General features: G+C 68.3%; 14 protein-coding genes. 9 read left to right on the forward strand and 5 right to left on the reverse strand.

The genetic code is table 11. The annotated features are described in order from the left end of the window. Position 1: 1 nt before the first annotated feature. Positions 2 to 1,024, reverse strand: coding sequence for an alpha/beta hydrolase (locus tag CSC65_RS01410; protein WP_162408173.1), 1,023 nt, complete (start codon positions 1,022 to 1,024; stop codon positions 2 to 4). A gap of 181 nt (positions 1,025 to 1,205) precedes the next feature. Between CSC65_RS01410 and CSC65_RS01415 the strand changes: the two genes are divergently transcribed. The 9 genes from CSC65_RS01415 to CSC65_RS01455 all read left to right on the forward strand — a co-directional run bounded on the left by CSC65_RS01415 (position 1,206) and on the right by CSC65_RS01455 (position 10,871). Then, complete coding sequence (locus CSC65_RS01415; RefSeq protein ID WP_162408174.1) at positions 1,206 to 2,018, forward strand: 2-keto-4-pentenoate hydratase; 813 nt, start codon at positions 1,206 to 1,208, stop codon at positions 2,016 to 2,018. Continuing rightward, positions 2,015 to 3,040, forward strand: coding sequence for a TRAP transporter substrate-binding protein (locus CSC65_RS01420; protein WP_162408175.1), 1,026 nt, complete (start codon positions 2,015 to 2,017; stop codon positions 3,038 to 3,040). The genes CSC65_RS01415 and CSC65_RS01420 overlap by 4 nt, the downstream gene beginning before the upstream one ends. A 9-nt stretch (positions 3,041 to 3,049) precedes the next feature. After that, positions 3,050 to 3,595 carry a TRAP transporter small permease gene (locus CSC65_RS01425; protein ID WP_162408176.1) on the forward strand — a complete coding sequence of 182 codons (546 nt, stop codon included), beginning with the start codon at positions 3,050 to 3,052 and terminating at the stop codon, positions 3,593 to 3,595. After that, on the forward strand, positions 3,595 to 4,875 hold the full coding sequence (locus CSC65_RS01430; protein ID WP_162408177.1) for a TRAP transporter large permease: 1,281 nt from the start codon (positions 3,595 to 3,597) through the stop codon (positions 4,873 to 4,875). Before CSC65_RS01425 ends, CSC65_RS01430 begins: the two co-directional genes overlap by 1 nt. An 88-nt stretch (positions 4,876 to 4,963) precedes the next feature. Then, positions 4,964 to 6,022, forward strand: coding sequence for a LacI family DNA-binding transcriptional regulator (locus CSC65_RS01435; RefSeq protein WP_162408178.1), 1,059 nt, complete (start codon positions 4,964 to 4,966; stop codon positions 6,020 to 6,022). Between the two features lie 143 nt (positions 6,023 to 6,165). Beyond that, positions 6,166 to 7,014 carry a 5-dehydro-4-deoxy-D-glucuronate isomerase gene (gene kduI, locus CSC65_RS01440; RefSeq protein WP_162408179.1) on the forward strand — a complete coding sequence of 283 codons (849 nt, stop codon included), beginning with the start codon at positions 6,166 to 6,168 and terminating at the stop codon, positions 7,012 to 7,014. 147 nt (positions 7,015 to 7,161) lie between these two features. After that, positions 7,162 to 7,920, forward strand: a complete 759-nt coding sequence (gene kduD / locus CSC65_RS01445; protein WP_162408180.1) for a 2-dehydro-3-deoxy-D-gluconate 5-dehydrogenase KduD — start codon at positions 7,162 to 7,164, stop codon at positions 7,918 to 7,920. Between the two features lie 139 nt (positions 7,921 to 8,059). After that, complete coding sequence (locus CSC65_RS01450) at positions 8,060 to 9,190, forward strand: GDSL-type esterase/lipase family protein (protein ID WP_162408181.1); 1,131 nt, start codon at positions 8,060 to 8,062, stop codon at positions 9,188 to 9,190. A 364-nt stretch (positions 9,191 to 9,554) separates the two neighbouring features. Continuing rightward, positions 9,555 to 10,871, forward strand: a complete 1,317-nt coding sequence (locus CSC65_RS01455) for a sigma-54 interaction domain-containing protein (protein WP_162408182.1) — start codon at positions 9,555 to 9,557, stop codon at positions 10,869 to 10,871. Between the two features lie 87 nt (positions 10,872 to 10,958). On the opposite strand, the gene CSC65_RS01460 is transcribed toward CSC65_RS01455, so the two are convergent. From CSC65_RS01460 to CSC65_RS01475, 4 genes are all read right to left on the reverse strand, one after another. After that, positions 10,959 to 12,269, reverse strand: coding sequence for a transporter family protein (locus CSC65_RS01460; protein ID WP_162408247.1), 1,311 nt, complete (start codon positions 12,267 to 12,269; stop codon positions 10,959 to 10,961). A gap of 93 nt (positions 12,270 to 12,362) precedes the next feature. Then, the gene (locus CSC65_RS01465) at positions 12,363 to 13,196 is read right to left on the reverse strand and encodes a hypothetical protein (protein WP_238390226.1); all 834 of its coding nucleotides are present in this window, start codon (positions 13,194 to 13,196) and stop codon (positions 12,363 to 12,365) included. A 12-nt stretch (positions 13,197 to 13,208) separates the two neighbouring features. Next, positions 13,209 to 13,925, reverse strand: a complete 717-nt coding sequence (locus CSC65_RS01470; protein ID WP_162408183.1) for a C39 family peptidase — start codon at positions 13,923 to 13,925, stop codon at positions 13,209 to 13,211. 164 nt (positions 13,926 to 14,089) lie between these two features. After that, entirely contained in the window at positions 14,090 to 15,331 is a 1,242-nt protein-coding gene (locus CSC65_RS01475) for an adhesin (protein ID WP_425501294.1), read from the reverse strand. Between the last annotated feature and the right edge of the window lie 325 nt (positions 15,332 to 15,656).

Raw genomic sequence — 15,656 nt, forward strand, 5'->3', positions numbered from 1 at the left:
CTCACTCCTGGAGAGGCGCCGCCGGCAGCGGCGCGTGGGCGCGGATCCATGCGATAGCCAGCTGCGGCCAGAGCGCCAGGGTTCCACGTGCCTCGCGCACGCCGAAGCCATGCCCGCCATGTGCGTAGAGGTGGGTTTCGTGTTCGATGCCGGCACGGCGCAGGGCGGCTTCGAATAGCAGCGTGTTTTCCACCGGCACTACCGCGTCGTCCTGCGCATGCAGGAGGAAGACCGGCGGGGTCTTCGCGTCGACGCGGTGCTGCAGCGAATAGGCGGCTACCGACCTGGCCTCGGGCGCGTCGCCCAGCAATTTCTGTCGTGAGCCGGGGTGGGCAAGAGCGCCCATGTCGATCACCGGATAGACCAGCACCGCATACGCCGGCCGCGCCTCCAGCGCATCGGCCGCGTCGACCGGCGCATGGAGGCGCTCGGCATGCCGCGTGGCCAGGCTCGCAGCCACGTGGCCGCCGGCCGAGAAGCCCATCACGCCGAGGCTGTCGGCATCGATGCCCCAATCGCCCGCATGCCGGCGGATCAGTCGCATCGCCCGCTGCGCGTCAGCCAGCGGCACGTCGCGCGCTTCGCGATGACCCTCGCCCGGCAGCCGGTAACGCAGCACGAACAGGGTCAGCCCGGCGTCTTCCGCGAAAGCCGGCACCAGGGCGCTGCCCTCCTTGTCCAGGACCACGCGCTGGTAGCCGCCGCCGGGGATGACCAGCAGGGCACGTCCATCCGGGCGGGTCGGGCGGTAGACGGTGAGGGACGGCACGCTGATCGCGTCGGCATAGCGGTCGGGCAGGGCCGGGTCGGCGCTGCGTTCGACCACGCGCTGGTCCAGCGCCAGTCCCTCGGTGCCGGGCGGCGTCGAAGGCCACAGCGGCACCTCGACCGGAGCTGCCGACAAGGCCGGTGCCGCCGCCGACAGAGCCAGAAGCAGCACCACCCCGACAACCCCGGACAACGGCCTGCATACCCCGCGACGGGCAGCGGGAAGGAGCTCGAATTGGCGGTAAAGCGCGGACATGGAACCCCCGTCGGGATGTTGCATTGCAGCGTGCAGTGGCGCATTGACGCAGTGCACATTGCGGCATGACACCGGTTTACCATATACAGCTTCCACGGCCGCTGTCGATCCGCGGCGCAACACGCAAAACGCACATTTCCCGGGAGACACCTTGAGCACGCTTACAGGCCATCAGGACGATATGCCGGCTTCGCCGGAGCTGTCCGCCATCGCGGACAGTTTCGTCGCCGCCCGGCGCAAGGGCGCCTCGCTGGAGGGCTTCCCCGGCAGCATCCCGGACGACCTGGTCACCGCATATCGGGTCCAGGATCTGGCCATCGCCCAGTGGCCCGACCAGGTGGTCGGCTGGAAAGTCGGCTACATCGCCGAGGAGCGCCGCGACCTCTCCGGGGACGAGCGCCTGCTCGGTCCGGTCTTCGCCCGCCAGCTCTGGAATGCTACCGGTAGCAGTACGCCGATTCCGGTGTTCGTCGGCGGTTTCGGCGCGGTCGAGGCCGAGTACGTCCTGCGCCTGGACGCTGACGCCCCGGCCGGCAAGCTCGACTGGACCCCGGCCGAAGCCGCGGCCCTGCCGGCGACCCTGTACATCGGCGTCGAGGTGGCCAGCAGCCCGCTGGCGACGATCAACCAGCTTGGCCCGCGCGTGGTCGTATCCGATTTCGGCAACAACAACGGCCTGATCCTGGGCGCGGAAGTGCCGGACTGGACCGCGCGCGACGAGTCGTCGCTGCTGGCCGAGACCTTCATCGAGGACGCCAGCGTCGGCACCGGTGGCGCGACGCGCCTGCCGGGCGGCCTGCGCGCCGCCTTCGCCTTCGCCCTGTCGCGTTCGGCCAGGCGCGGGCGCCCGCTCAAGGCCGGCGAGTACGTCGCCACCGGCAACGCCACCGGCATCCACGACATCGCCGCCGGGCAGCGTGCCCGCGTCGTGTTCCAGGGGCATGGCACGCTCGACTGCCACGCCGTGCCCGCCAGCGAGGAGAGCCCCGCATGACCACCGGCCTGACCCGGCGCCGCCTGCTGCTGGGCGGCGCCAGCGCCGCCTGTGCGCTGCCGCTGGCCATGGGCAACCGTGCCTTCGCCAGCTCGGACAAGATCGACGGCGCCGGCCACCGCGTCCTGACCGCCAGCGACGTGCATGTCACCGACTACCCGACGGTGGAAGCCGTGCGCTGGATCGGGCAGACGCTCGAGCGCGAGACCGGCGGCCGGCTGAAGATCCGCCTCTACCACTCCGGCCAGCTCGGCCGCGAGGCCGAGGCGATCGACATGGCCCGCTACGGCGTCATCGACATCACCCGCGTGTTCTCCGGCGCGCTGAACAACGCGTTCCCGCTGACCCAGGCGCTGTGCCTGCCGTACGTGTTCGACTCGATCGACCACATGCGCCGGGTGATCGACGGCGACGTCGGCGACGAGGTGCTGCGCAGCTTCGAGACCCGCGACCTGGTCGGCCTGGCGATCTACGACTCCGGCGCGCGCTGCTTCTACAACACCAAGCACCCGATCGTGGAGCCCGAGGACCTGCACGGCCTGAAGATGCGCGTGGCCGCCTCGGACATCTTCATCAAGCTGGTGCGCCTGCTGGGCGCCAACCCGACGCCGATGTCGCTGGGCGAGACGTTCTCGGCGATGGAGACGCACATGATCGACGGCGCCGAGAACAACATGCGCAGCTTCCACTCCAGCCGCCACTTCGAGGCGGCCCGGTACTGGTCGGAGACGCGCCACTCCTACGCCCCCGACGTGCTGATCATGTCGCGCGAGAGCTTCCTCTCGCTGACCCCGTCCGACCGCGAGCTGCTGGTGCGCGTGGCGCGCGATTCGGTGCCGGTGATGCGCGCCAAGTGGGACGAATCCGAAGGCGTGGCCCGCAAGGCCGTGCTCGAGTACGGGATCAAGACCAACGACGTCGACCTGCCGGCATTCCACAAGGCGGCCCAGCCGCTGCTGGACGAATACCACCAGAAGCCCGACATCGAAGCCCTCTACCGTCGCATCCGCGACCTCGCCTGAACCGGACCCATGACCGAGACCGCAAACAACGTCCCGGCCAGCGCCGCACAACGCGTGCTGGACCGCATCGCAGGCGCCGTCATCGCCGTAGCCGCCATCGCCCTGCTCGGGCTGGTGGTGGTGCAGGCCTGCCAGGTGTTCACCCGCTACGTGCTCAACGACTCACCCAGCTGGACCGAGCCGGTCACGCTGCTGCTGCTGGCCACCGCGATGAGCCTGGGCGCTGCCGCCGGCGTGCACACGCGTCGCCACTTCGGGTTCTTCCTGCTGCACGACCATGTCCGGCCGGCGATCCGCCGCGCCATCGACGTGGTGGTCGCGCTCATTGTTGCCTGCATCGGCGTGGTGATCGCGTACTGGGCTGCGATCCTGCTGCTTGACGGGATCGACATCCGCATCGCGGGCGCCAGCCTGCCGCAGAGCATCAACTACCTGCCCCTGTCGGTGGGTGGCGTACTGATGTCGCTGTTCGCGATCAACCAGCTGGTGCTCTCGCTTGCGCCACACCCGGCCGTCGCGACATCGCAGCCGGCACCGCAGGACGGAGACCTCTGATGGCCATCGCGTTGTTGTTCCTCGTATTTGCAATCCTGCTGGTCATCGGCGTGCCGGTCGCATTCGCCCTGGCGGCCGCTTCGCTGGCCGCGTTGCTCTACCTTGACCTGCCGTCGGTAGTGATGGTCCAGCAGATTTCCGCCGGCACCGGCTCTGCGTCGCTGATCGCGATTCCGCTTTTCATCTTCGCCGGCGAGATCATGATGCGCGGCGGCATCTCCGAGCGCCTGATCTCTCTGGCCTCTTCGCTGGTCGGGCGCATGCGTGGCGGCCTGGGTCAGGTCTCGATCCTGTCGTCGCTGTTCTTCGGCGGCGTGTCCGGCTCGGCGATCGCCGACGTCTCGGCGGTCGGCGGCACGATGATCCCGCAGATGGTCAAGCGCGGCTACGACCGCGACTTCGCCGTCAACGTGAGCATCACCGCCGCGCTGGTCGCCCTGCTCGTGCCGCCGTCGCACAACCTGATCCTGTTCTCCGCCGCGGCCGGCGGTGGATTGTCGATCGCTCGCCTGTTCGCCGCCGGAATCATGCCCGCGCTGCTGATGACCGCCGCCCTGATGGTCACCGGATACGTGGTCGCCCGCCACCGCGGCTACGGCACCGAGCCGTTCCCGGGCTGGCGCGCGGTGCTGGTGCGGCTGGTTTCGGCGCTGCCGGGCCTGGGCCTGGTCGCGCTGATCTTCGTCGGCATCCGCGCCGGCATCTTCACCGCGGTGGAATCGGCGGCCATCGCCGTGGTCTACGCGTTGCTGGTCACCGTGGTCCTGTACCGCCAGCTGCGCCTGCGCGAGTTCCGGGAAACGGTGGTGCATGCCGCGCGCAGCACCGGCGTGATCCTGTTCGTGATCGCAACCGCGGCGGTGTTCGGCTGGCTGCTCGCCTACCTGCAGGTCCCGGCGGCGGCGGTCGAGTTCCTGCAGTCGTTTGCGCACGACAAGTTCATGGTCCTGCTGATGATCATCATCATGCTTCTGCTGCTGGGCACCTTCATGGACTTGGCGCCGATGATCCTGATCTGCACGCCGATCTTCCTGCCGGTAGCCAAGGCCTACGGCATCGACCCGATCCACTTCGGCCTGGTGCTGGTGCTGACCGGCGGCATCGGCCTGGTGACCCCGCCAGTGGGCTCGGTGCTGTTCATCGGCACGGCCATCGGCAAGATCACCATCGCCCAGAGCATGCGCACCATCTGGCCCTTCTGGCTGGCCGGCCTGTGCGTGCTGCTGGTCGTGGCCTTCTTCCCCCAGGTTTCGCTCTGGCTGCCGGACCTGCTGGCCTGAGCCCGGCCCGCGTCCGCCACTGCGGCGGACGCAGCCGCCAGGTCCCGGCTCCGGCTAGAATCGACCGATCCTTCCGCTGAACGCCCCCATGCCCGCGCGCGCTCCCTCCGCCACACCTGCCTCTGGCCGGCTGCCCTCCGGCAAGACCGCCACCATCAACGACATCGCCCGGCTGGCAGGCGTCTCGAAGAAGACCGTCTCGCGGATCATCAACCACTCGCCGCTGGTCCGTAAGGACACCCGGGAGAAGGTCGAGTCGCTGATGCGCGAGGTCGGCTACGTGCCCGATCCGCTGGCGCGCGGCCTGGCTTTCCGCCGTTCGTTCCTGATCGGCATGGTCTACGACAACCCCACCGCGCAGTACATCGTCGACATGCAGTACGGCGCGCTGGACGCGCTGCGCGAGTCGGGCTTCGAACTGGTCGTGCATCCCTGCGACACGCGCAGCCCCGGTTACATCGATGGCGTGCGCCGCTTCGTCCAGCAGCAGAAGCTGCATGGCGTGATGCTGATCCCGCGCGCATCCGAAGACCAGAACCTGGCCGACATGCTGGCGGAGATGAGCTGCCGCTATACGCGCATCGTCCCGGTCGGCTTCGAGGATACCGACGGCCGCATGATCGTCACCCACGACCGCGACGGCGCGGCCGAGGCAGCCGACTACCTGCTGACCCTGGGCCACCGCGACATCGCCCTGATTACCGGTCCGCTGGCCTACCGTTCGGCGATCGAGCGCACGGCGGGGTTCGTGGATACCCTGGCCAAGCGCGGCATCGAGGTGCCGAAGTCGCGGATCATCGAAGCCAGCTACACCTTCGAATCCGGCGTGGCCGCAGCCGAGAAGCTGCTGGCCGGGAAAGACCGGCCGACCGCGATCTTCTGCGGCAACGACGAAATGGCGGCCGGCGTCTACAAGGTCGCCATGCGTGCCGGGATCAACATCCCGCGCGACCTGTCGGTAATCGGCTACGACGACAGCCCGCTGGCGGCCCGCCTGTGGCCGTCGTTGACCTCGGTGCGACGCCAGACCCGCGACACCGGCCGGATTGCCGCGACCATGCTGATCCGCACCGACAACGCACCGTTGCCGGTGGCCAGCGTGCGCCCGCACCTCATCGTCCGCGACTCCTGCCAGCCTCCCGCCTGACCCCAGCCGCCCATGGGCAGCAGCGCTGGGCGATTTGCCGCACCGCGGAATGACACCGGTTACCGTCCTTCGCTAGAATGGCACCCCAATGCACAAACCACGCCCCGCCAACGCGGGGTGCGCACCACCCGAGGAGCCCCACGATGTACCAGAAGACCTATTACGCGACCCATCCCGGCGTCATGCAGGGCGCAAGCAACGACGAACTGCGCGACCTGTATCAGATCGGCGACCTGTTCGCCGCCGACGAAGTGCGGCTGAACTACACGCACTACGAGCGCTTCGTGATCGGTGGTGCCGCCCCGGTGGGCAAGTCGGTGTCGCTGCCCAAGCAGACCGAGCCGGCCTCGGCCGCGGGCAAGCCCTTCCTGGAACGCCGCGAGCTGGGCGTGATCAACGTCGGCAACGGCGCCGGCACCGTCACCGTGGACGGCACCGCCTACACGCTCGGTCCGAAGGACGGCCTGTACGTGGCGATGGGCAGCGAGGACGTGAGCTTCGCCTCGGCCGATGCCGCCAATCCTGCCAAGTTCTACCTGACCTCGACCCCGGCGCACGCGCGCTTCGAGACCAAGCAGCTGTCGATCAAGGACGCGGTTGCGCTGGAGCGCGGCGCGCTGGAGACCAGCAACGAACGCACCATCTACCAGTTCATCGTGCCGGCCACCTGCCAGTCCTCGCAGCTGCTGCTGGGCCTGACCGTGCTCAAGCCGGGCAGCGTGTGGAACACCATGCCCCCGCACCTGCACGACCGCCGCAGCGAGGTCTATTTCTACTTCGACCTCGGCGCCAACGACCGCGTCTACCACTTCATGGGCCAGCCGGACCAGCAGCGTCACATCGTCATGCAGAACGACGAGGCGGTGGTCTCGCCGCCGTGGTCGATCCACATGGGTTCGGGCACCAGCAACTACGCCTTCATCTGGGCGATGGGTGGCGAGAACCTGGACTACACCGACATGAAGGTGCTGGACATCTGCCAGCTGAAGTGAGGCGGCGCGCCGCCGGCACCGGCGGAGACGCTGCACGTAGGGCGGGGCGTGCCCCGCTTGCTCCACCACAACGCGCCGGGTGATCGAGAGCCCGGCTTCCCAGAATGTGTCCAGCGGGGCGAGCCCCGCTCTACGAAGGAACCGCTCATGGCAAGCAATCCGTTCAGCCTGCAAGGCAAGGTCGCGCTGGTCACCGGCGCCAACACCGGCCTGGGCCAGGGCATCGCGCTGGCGCTGGCCGCCGCCGGCGCCGACATCGCCGCCGCCGGCATTGTTCCTGCCGACGAGACCGGCGAGAAGGTCAAGGCGCTCGGCCGGCGCTTCCTCAACGTCGACGCCAACCTGATCAGCATCGAGCCGGTCACCCGGATCGTCGAGGAGACCGTCGCCGGCCTGGGCGGCCTGGATATCCTGGTCAACAACGCCGGCCTGATCCGCCGCGCCGACGCGGTCGACTTCAGCGAGAAGGACTGGGACGACGTGATGAACGTCAACATCAAGTCCGCGTTCTTCATGTCGCAGGCCGCCGGCCGGCATTTCATCGCCCAGGGCCGCGGCAAGATCATCAACATCGCCTCGATGCTGTCGTTCCAGGGCGGCATCCGCGTGCCGTCCTACACCGCCTCCAAGAGCGGCATCGCCGGCATCACCCGGCTGCTGGCCAACGAGTGGGCGGCCAAGGGCATCAACGTCAACGCGATCGCGCCGGGCTACATGGCCACCGACAACACCGCGCAGCTGCGTGCCGACGAAGACCGCAACAAGGCGATTCTGGACCGCATCCCGGCGTCGCGCTGGGGCGAGCCGGCCGACCTGGGCGGCACCGCCGTGTTCCTGGCCAGCAGCGCCGCGGACTACGTCAATGGCGCGGTGATCCCGGTCGACGGCGGCTGGCTGGCGCGCTGATCGGCTTCGGGCCGCGGGCCGCAGCCGCCACTCCGGTGCCGGCTGCCCCCCTCTCCGGACCCGCGGCCGGAGCCGATACCGACGATGCAACACCCCGCCCGGCCTGGCCGCTGGCGGGGTTTTTTTCGAGGATGCCCGCATGATCGTCCGACTGCTGCCGCTGGTCTTCCTGCTCGCCGGCCTTGCGGCCCCGGCTGCGGCCGATGCCGCGCCGCGCCGCGTGTTCATCGCCGGCGACTCCACCGCCGCCGAATACGGTCCCGAGCGCGCGCCCCGCAACGGCTGGGGCCAGCAGCTGCAGGGCTTCCTCGACCCGGCCTATTTCGAAGTGCGCAACCACGCGATCGGCGGACGCAGTTCGCGCAGCTTCATCGAGGAAGGCCGGCTGGAGCCGATCGCCAAGGCGCTGCGCAAGGGCGACATCCTGCTGGTCCAGTTCGGGCACAACGATGCCAAGTACGAAGATCCGAGCCGCTACAACGAGCCCGCGCAGGCCTACCCGCAGTGGCTGATGCGCTACGTGGCGGCCGCCCGGGAACAGGGCGCCACCCCCATCCTCCTGACACCCGTGTCACGGCGCGTCTGGGACTTCGGATCCCTGCTGGATACCCATGCACGCTACACGCAGGCGGTGCGCGAACTGGCCGGGCGCGAGCAGGTCGCGCTGATCGACCTCAATGCCAGCAGCACCGACTGGTTGCGTGCGCTGGGCGACGCGGCGTCGACCGCGTACTTCGAGCACGTCCCGGAACGCGGCGTGCGCGATGACACGCACTTCAGTGCCGCCGGCGCGACGATGGTCGCCTGCCTGGTGGTGCGCGACTGGAAGGCCGTGGATCCGGCACTGGCCCCGCACGTGGTGCGCGACACCGACTGCGGCGCGCCGTCCAGCGCGCGCGCGGACCAGACCGCGCAGAACAACCCTTCCTCGGTGGTGCACGAGCGCGATTTCGCCCGCCAGCAACCCGGGCCGCATGGCGGACCGGGCACGACCACGGCCTACCCGCTGTTCGCCGATGCCCCCGGCCTGCCCTTCGTCATGCGCAAGCGCGTGCTGCACCCGGGCGCCGGCATCGGCCTGCACCAGCACCACAAGGACGAGATCTATTACGTGGTCGCCGGTCGCGGGCGCTACGTGCTCGACGGCCGCCAATACGAGGTGGCACCGGGGAACGCCATGCTCACCCGTGCCGGCAGCACCCACGCGATCGAGCAGGTCGGCGAGGAGGACTTGGTCCTGCTGCTCGCGTATCCGGCTTCACCTCGCTGACTCCTTCAGCATCCTGAAGCTGGACGCGGCTGTCCTCTGCGTCCGGCCATCGGCGTTCTTCCGGATACAGCCCAGATTCCACAGATACGTGCGGGCTGAAGCAAGCTTCCGGGGGAAGACCATGTCACACCGCCACTGTCCGCCATTTCCGATGCGATCCCGCAAACGGCGCCACCGCTGCGCGGTGGCAGGCAGACCGCGCTGACCCATCGCGCACGGCATCCGGCCGGCGAGCCCGGCCGCACCTTTTTCTTTTTCTTTTAGCCCTTTGTCATGGAGCGATGGCAGGCTGCGGTGGAGGGCGCCCCAGGGCGTCCGCCGGGAAGGCATCCCCGCGGCCAGGCGATACCAGGAGCAAGGAACGATGGCGGCAGTTCCCGAAATCCGTCCCCGGTGCATGATCTGGCTGGGCCGGCCCACGATCCAGGAGCGCGAGGTACTGGCCGCCGCAGGCTGGGACCTGCGCGTGATCGAGAACCCCTGCGACACGCGCATCGGCCTGCGCGGCAGCGACCGCGTCGCAGCGCTGATGGACCTGCGCCATGCCGATGCCGAATGGCTGGCGGCGATGCAGGCGCTGCTGTCGCGCCATTCCGATCTTCCGCTGGTCGCGTTCGGCGATGAAGCCGGCCCCCTTGATTCCGAATGCCTGCTGCGGCTGCGCGAACCGCTGGACCTGGCGCAGATCCAGCGCCTGGCGCAGATCATCGACGGCGACCACCTGGTTCGCGGCAGCGCCAGCACCGATTCCCTGGTGGGCGGCAGCGCCGCGATGCTTGCGGTACGCGCGAACCTGCACAAGTTCGCGCCCGTCGAGCTGCCGGTGCTGGTCACCGGCGAAACCGGCACCGGCAAGGAACTGGCAGCACGCGCCCTGCACGAGATGTCGACGCGCCGCGGGCGGCCATTCGTCGCGATCAACTGTGGCGCGTTGCCGGCCAGCCTGGTCCAGTCGGAGCTGTTCGGCCACGAGAAGGGCGCGTTCACCGGCGCGGCTGCCCGGAGGATCGGCCTGTTCGAGGCCGCCGATGGCGGCACCGTATTCCTGGACGAAATCGGCGACCTGCCGCTCGATGCACAGACCAACCTGCTGCGCGTGCTGCAGGAAGGCACCTTGGAGCGGGTCGGCAGCCACCATACGATCCGCGTTGACGTCCGGGTGGTCGCGGCAACCCACGTCGACCTGGAGGAAGCCGTCACGCAGGGCCGGTTCCGCCAGGACCTGTTCTACCGGCTGGACGTGTTGCGCCTGCACATGCCGCCGCTGCGCGAACGAGGCGACGACGTGGAACTGCTGGCCAAGCACTTCCTGGCCCGGTTCCGCGAGCAGCACCGTGTACGCGCGCGGGGCTTCGATGCTTCGGCGCGCCGGGTGCTGCGCAGCCATGGCTGGCCGGGCAACGTGCGTGAACTCATGAACCGGGTGCGCCGGGCGGCCGTGGTGGGCGAAAGCGACCTGCTCGACGCGCAGGCCTTGCAGCTCCAGGATGCCGCCGAAGCTGCCGCCAGCGACGGCCTGGGCGAAGTGCGCGTGCAGGCCGAACGCGAGGCCATCCTGGCGACGCTGCGCGACTCGGGCTTCAACGTCAGTGAATGCGCGAGGCGGCTGCGGGTTTCCCGCGTCACCGTCTACCGGCTGTGCAAGAAACATCGGCTGGCGCTCGGCGCGCTGCGCCCCTGACTGCGTCGTCCTGCAATGGTGGAGCGCGCGCGGTGAGACCTGCCCGCCCTGGCCGCCTGGGGCTGCGGCCTGGCGGGCAGGGAACACCTACAGCGAGTACGGCACCCTGAAGCCGAGGCTGAAGTCGGGCGCGTCAGGCGTCAGGCCGATTCCCAGCAGGCCCACCATGGTCGCGTTGGGGTTCAGCGCGTAGGTCACGCCGAGATTGAACATCGCCGAATTGGCGTCGCTGCCGATGACCTTGTTCCAGGGTGTTCCCTCGCCCCGCGTCTGCGCGCGTGCGCTGAGTCGGTTGCTCAGCGACATGCTGAAACTGGTCCGCTCGTTGAACGCGAACGCCACGCCGCCGCCGAAGTAGAACGAATCCCCCAGCCTGACGTCACCCGGGTTGACCGTATCCGGGTTGTTGTCGATGTCGTCGAAGCTGGTGGTGAACGAGTAGGTGTAGCCGATGTTCCCGAACAGGATCGCCGGGTCGCTGGTCTTGACCGCGGACACGCCGATGCTCGCCTGCCATGCGCCGTTGCCGGTGGGTTGCTCGTCCGGCACCGCGAAGCGGATGAAGTCGTCGTCGTCGCGCTCGAGCACCGTCCACGGGATCCCGTAGGGTTCCTGCCCGGTGGGCATGGTCACGCCGAAGTTGAGCACGGTCTCCGGCCGGCTTCCCTGCTCGGCCAGCAGCCGGTAGTTGGCACTGGCGGTGATGTCGCCCAGGCCATTCCCGGTGGTTTCCTCCTGCGCGATGGACGCCGCTGCGCCGCCGGCGCCGCCCTTCTGGTACACGGTCTTGCGTGCGATGTAGGGCACGTCCAGGTTCAACGTCAGGTTGGGGCTGACGCCCCAGCGGGCGGCGAGGTTGTAGTTCAACGTGTCCGACTCGACGTTCTCGACGGCGATGTTGCCGAGGAAGATCGCATCGAGGGCCAGGAAACCGTTGAGGGTCAGCTGCTTGCGATCGTAGCGGTTGTAGGTGAGGCCGTTCTCGATCACCAGGCGCTGGTCGAACAGCGTCCGGGTCGCCTGCTTCACGTCGGCTACGCTGCGCGACATCGGCTCGCTCTGGGCCTGCTCGGCCTCGGCGGCGGTGCTGGCGTAGCCGGCCGACGATGGCGGCGGCGCGGCCGCTGCTCCCGGCGTCCCCGGTGACGGTGCCGCGGTCGGGGCCGTTGCCGGCGCCATCGCTGCACCCTGGGTGGCAGTCGGCACCTTTCCGGCCAGGCGGGCCTGGAGCGCCTGGACCTGCATGTCCAGCTCGCGCAAGCGCCGCACTTCCTGCGCGTAGCTGGCCTTGAGCTCGGCCAGCTGTTCGCTGAGCTGCCGCAGGTCGGCTTCGTCCGCCGGCGATCCGGCCTGTTGCGCCGAAGCGAGAGAGGAAAACGTGAGGCCGATCACCGCCATGATCGCGCCGCTCAATGCTGGAACCGATGAACCCTGCCGCTGTTGCTTCCTGACCACGTGACTGTCCCCCGCCGTTCCTGGCTGTGTATTCGGTTAGTACCCGATCGCGATTCCGCGGCTCAGCGAGATCGCCTGGGCCACGTTCTGGCCCAGCGCTGCGCGACCCTGGGACGAATTGCGGACCAGGTCAAGCTCCATCCAGTTGCTGGCCTGGTGTCCGTCGACCGCCAGCTGGATCGTCTGCCCCATGCCGCTGTGGCTCACCCACTGTTCGACGGCGCCCTGTCCATCGATCTGCAGCAGCACGCGGGCGGCGTTGTCTTCCAGCAGCGCCGTGGCCGTCATGCCCGCCGCGCTCGTCGTGGCAATGCTGGTTGCGGCGATGGCGTGCGGGGTCGAAGCGTCGGGCGCCGCGGCGAGCGCGAGCGAATCGGCCGGCGGCGACGCGGGGGCCTCCTGCTGTTCGCGCACGGTGATCTGCGCGGTGTTCTGGGCGACATTGCCATCGCCGGCGACCTGCACGCTCTGGACCACGCCGCTGACATTGGCCAGCCCGGCGTTGTCGATCTCGCGCTGGCCCGAAGGTATCGGCGACGGGGCATCGACCGCGGTGATGCTGACGTGCGGCTGGAAGGTCACGGTCGGCTTGCCCGGCGCGCGCCCATCCATCGTCACGGTCATGCTGCTCTTCAGTTGCTGTCCGGCCTGGGTCTGCCAGGTGGACACCATGGTCACGCCGAACCAGGCGACGGTATTGCTGCTGACCGTGTAGCGGCCGCGCATGTCGCCCATTTCCTCGTCGGTCAGCTCGGTCAGGCCACTGCCGCCCTGCGGCGCCGCCGGCGGCGCATCCTGCGCCAGCGCCGACATGGCCGCCGGCGCGGTGGCCAGGCCGATGGCAAGACTGAGGATCCGTTTTCCGTTCATGTTTCGATGCTCCTAGAACAGGTCGGCATGGCTGAAACCGAAGTCGAGCAGCTCGGCGTCGGTGATTGGTCCTTGCCGCGCATACAGCGCCCTGGCGCTGGGCTTGCTGCTGGGCTGGAGCAGCACCGTGTTTCGATCGAAGTCGGTGCCGATAACGACGAACACCGCGCGGGACGGCCACGCTTCGAGGAAAACGGGCAACGGCATCACCCGGTTGCCGAGGATCGGATCGCCGATCTCGACCTGGTCGCCGATGATCTGCTTGAGTACGACGAAATGGCGGAAGCCATTGACGTCCATCAGTACCAGGCTCGGGACCCGCAGCGAACGCAGCTTGTCCTCGTCGACCCGGTAACCGCGCCCGCGCATGCCCAGCGATTCGACATAGCGCTTGATGTCCAGCAGCGAGAAGCCGCGCTCGCGCACCACGTCCGCATCGGCCATCGCGAGCATGCCTTCGATCACCGTGTTCTCGTCCGCATCCAGGTGGTAGGCATGTCGCAGGATGGTCGCCAGCGATGCCGCCGCGCAGCTGTAATCGGTCTGCTGGCGCACCAGGTTGCGGAAGCGCGACTCGCGCATGCTCTCCACGGGCGTGTGGTACAGCGCGCCGTTGGGTAGTACCCCGGCGAAGGCCACGTCCGCGGCGCGTGCCGGCTGCGCCGGCGCAAGCTGCAGCGCCAGGACTACCAGCGTCAGGGCCAGGCTCGGCAGCACGGGTCGCGACATGGCGGCGTTTCCTCGGATCCGGGTGTGTTGCGAATAGGTCCGCCGTCGAGGAGTGGAAGCCCCGCCCCGCGGGGGAGGCGGGGCGGGGCATCCGTGATTTCCCGGCCACGGCGGATGGACGGGAGTCACTCCTGCATCCCTTGCGGGATGTTCAAGCGGTTGTGTTACTCGCCACCGCCACCGCCGCCACCGCCACCAGCCGAAGGCTGGGCCACGGCCAGCGACAGGCTGTTGGCCTGCTGGTTGCCGGTACCGGCCGACACGTTCACGCCGATGTTGCCGGACGCGCGCGCGAAGGCGTCGCCGGACAGCGAGGCGGTGTTGGTCGCGGCAACCACCGTGTCGATGGTCGGCACGGCCAGCACGCCGGACAGCGAGGCGCTCAGTGCGTCCGGACCCAGCTCGCCGAACGTGATGGTGCCTTCCTCATCCGAATCGAAGGCGATGCCGCCGACGCCGGGGGCGTAGGGATTGTCGACCGCATTCTGGATCTCATTGTCCATGTCGATGTGGCCGGTCTCACCGCCAGACGGGTGGTCGAGGCCGCCATCCCACGTATCCAGGTAGAAGTTGTCCTTCTGGTAGGAATTGCCGGTGCCCTGATAGGTCACCTGGCCCAGGCTGCCGCGGATGTTGCCCTGCAGGCTGATCCCCACTTCACGCAGGCCTTCCTCGACCTTCGGCGCGTTGGACACCGCGTTGCCCGACGACATCTGGTTGGAGCTGACGGCCGCCGAGGCATACCGCGAGGTCGCAACCGAAGCGGCCAGGCCGTTCTTCTGCTGGTTGTTGTTGCCCGAGGTCACGTTCACGCCGATGTTGCCCGTGGCGTCGGCGAACGCCGCATCGGCCACGCCGGCGGTGTTGGTCTGGCCAAGGTTGCTGGTGGCGTTGCCGCTGCCGCTCTGCTGCACGAACACCTTCGAATCCGCCAGGCCGAACGCGAAGCTGGCATCGGCCGCCGACAGCGCGGCTGCATTGTCCTGCTGGTTGTTGTCGCCAGCGCCGACGTTGAACTGCAGGTTGCCCTGCGCCGCGGTGGCGGTGTTGTCGCCGATCGAAGCGTCGTTGGTCAGCTCGTCGTTCATGCCGAGGTTGCCGCTGTTGCTCTGGCGGTTGTCGATGACGGCGATCGCGGCCGAATCGATCTCCAGGTCACCGGACACGGTCGGGCTGCCGGTGAAGTCGATGTCGGAGGTCAGCGACAGGTCGGACTCGAGTTCGGCCGAAACACCATGCTCGTCCACTTCCTTGTCGATGGTGATGTCGTGGTCGACGTTGACGTCTTCGTCGTGGTTGATGTCGGTGTCGACGACGTTCCGCTGGTAATCCCATCCCATGTCGATGTCGACATTGCTGTCGATGGTGCTGTTCCTCTCGAACGTGTCGCTGTACGAGGTATCCATGTCGTGGGTAGCGGTCGTCGTCCGGTCGAACGAATCGCTGTAGGACGTATCCACGTCGTGGGCGATGGTGGTGTCGCGATCGAACGAGTCGCTGTACGACAGGTCCATGGCCTTGGTCACGTCCGAGGTGTATGACGTGTCGACCGTGTTGTTCACATCGGAGGTATACGAAGTATCGACCGTATTGTCGACCGTATTGGTGACAGCGGAGGTGTAGGCCTTGTCTACCGTCGAGGTGTAGGACTTGGTCTTGCTGAGGTTCGTATCGACGTTGGTATCGACGTCAGTATCGATCGTGGTGTTGGTCGTCCAGTTGTTGACGATG

It is taken from the genome of Pseudoxanthomonas daejeonensis, from assembly GCF_010093205.1.
In the GTDB taxonomy this organism is placed as follows: domain Bacteria; phylum Pseudomonadota; class Gammaproteobacteria; order Xanthomonadales; family Xanthomonadaceae; genus Pseudoxanthomonas; species Pseudoxanthomonas daejeonensis.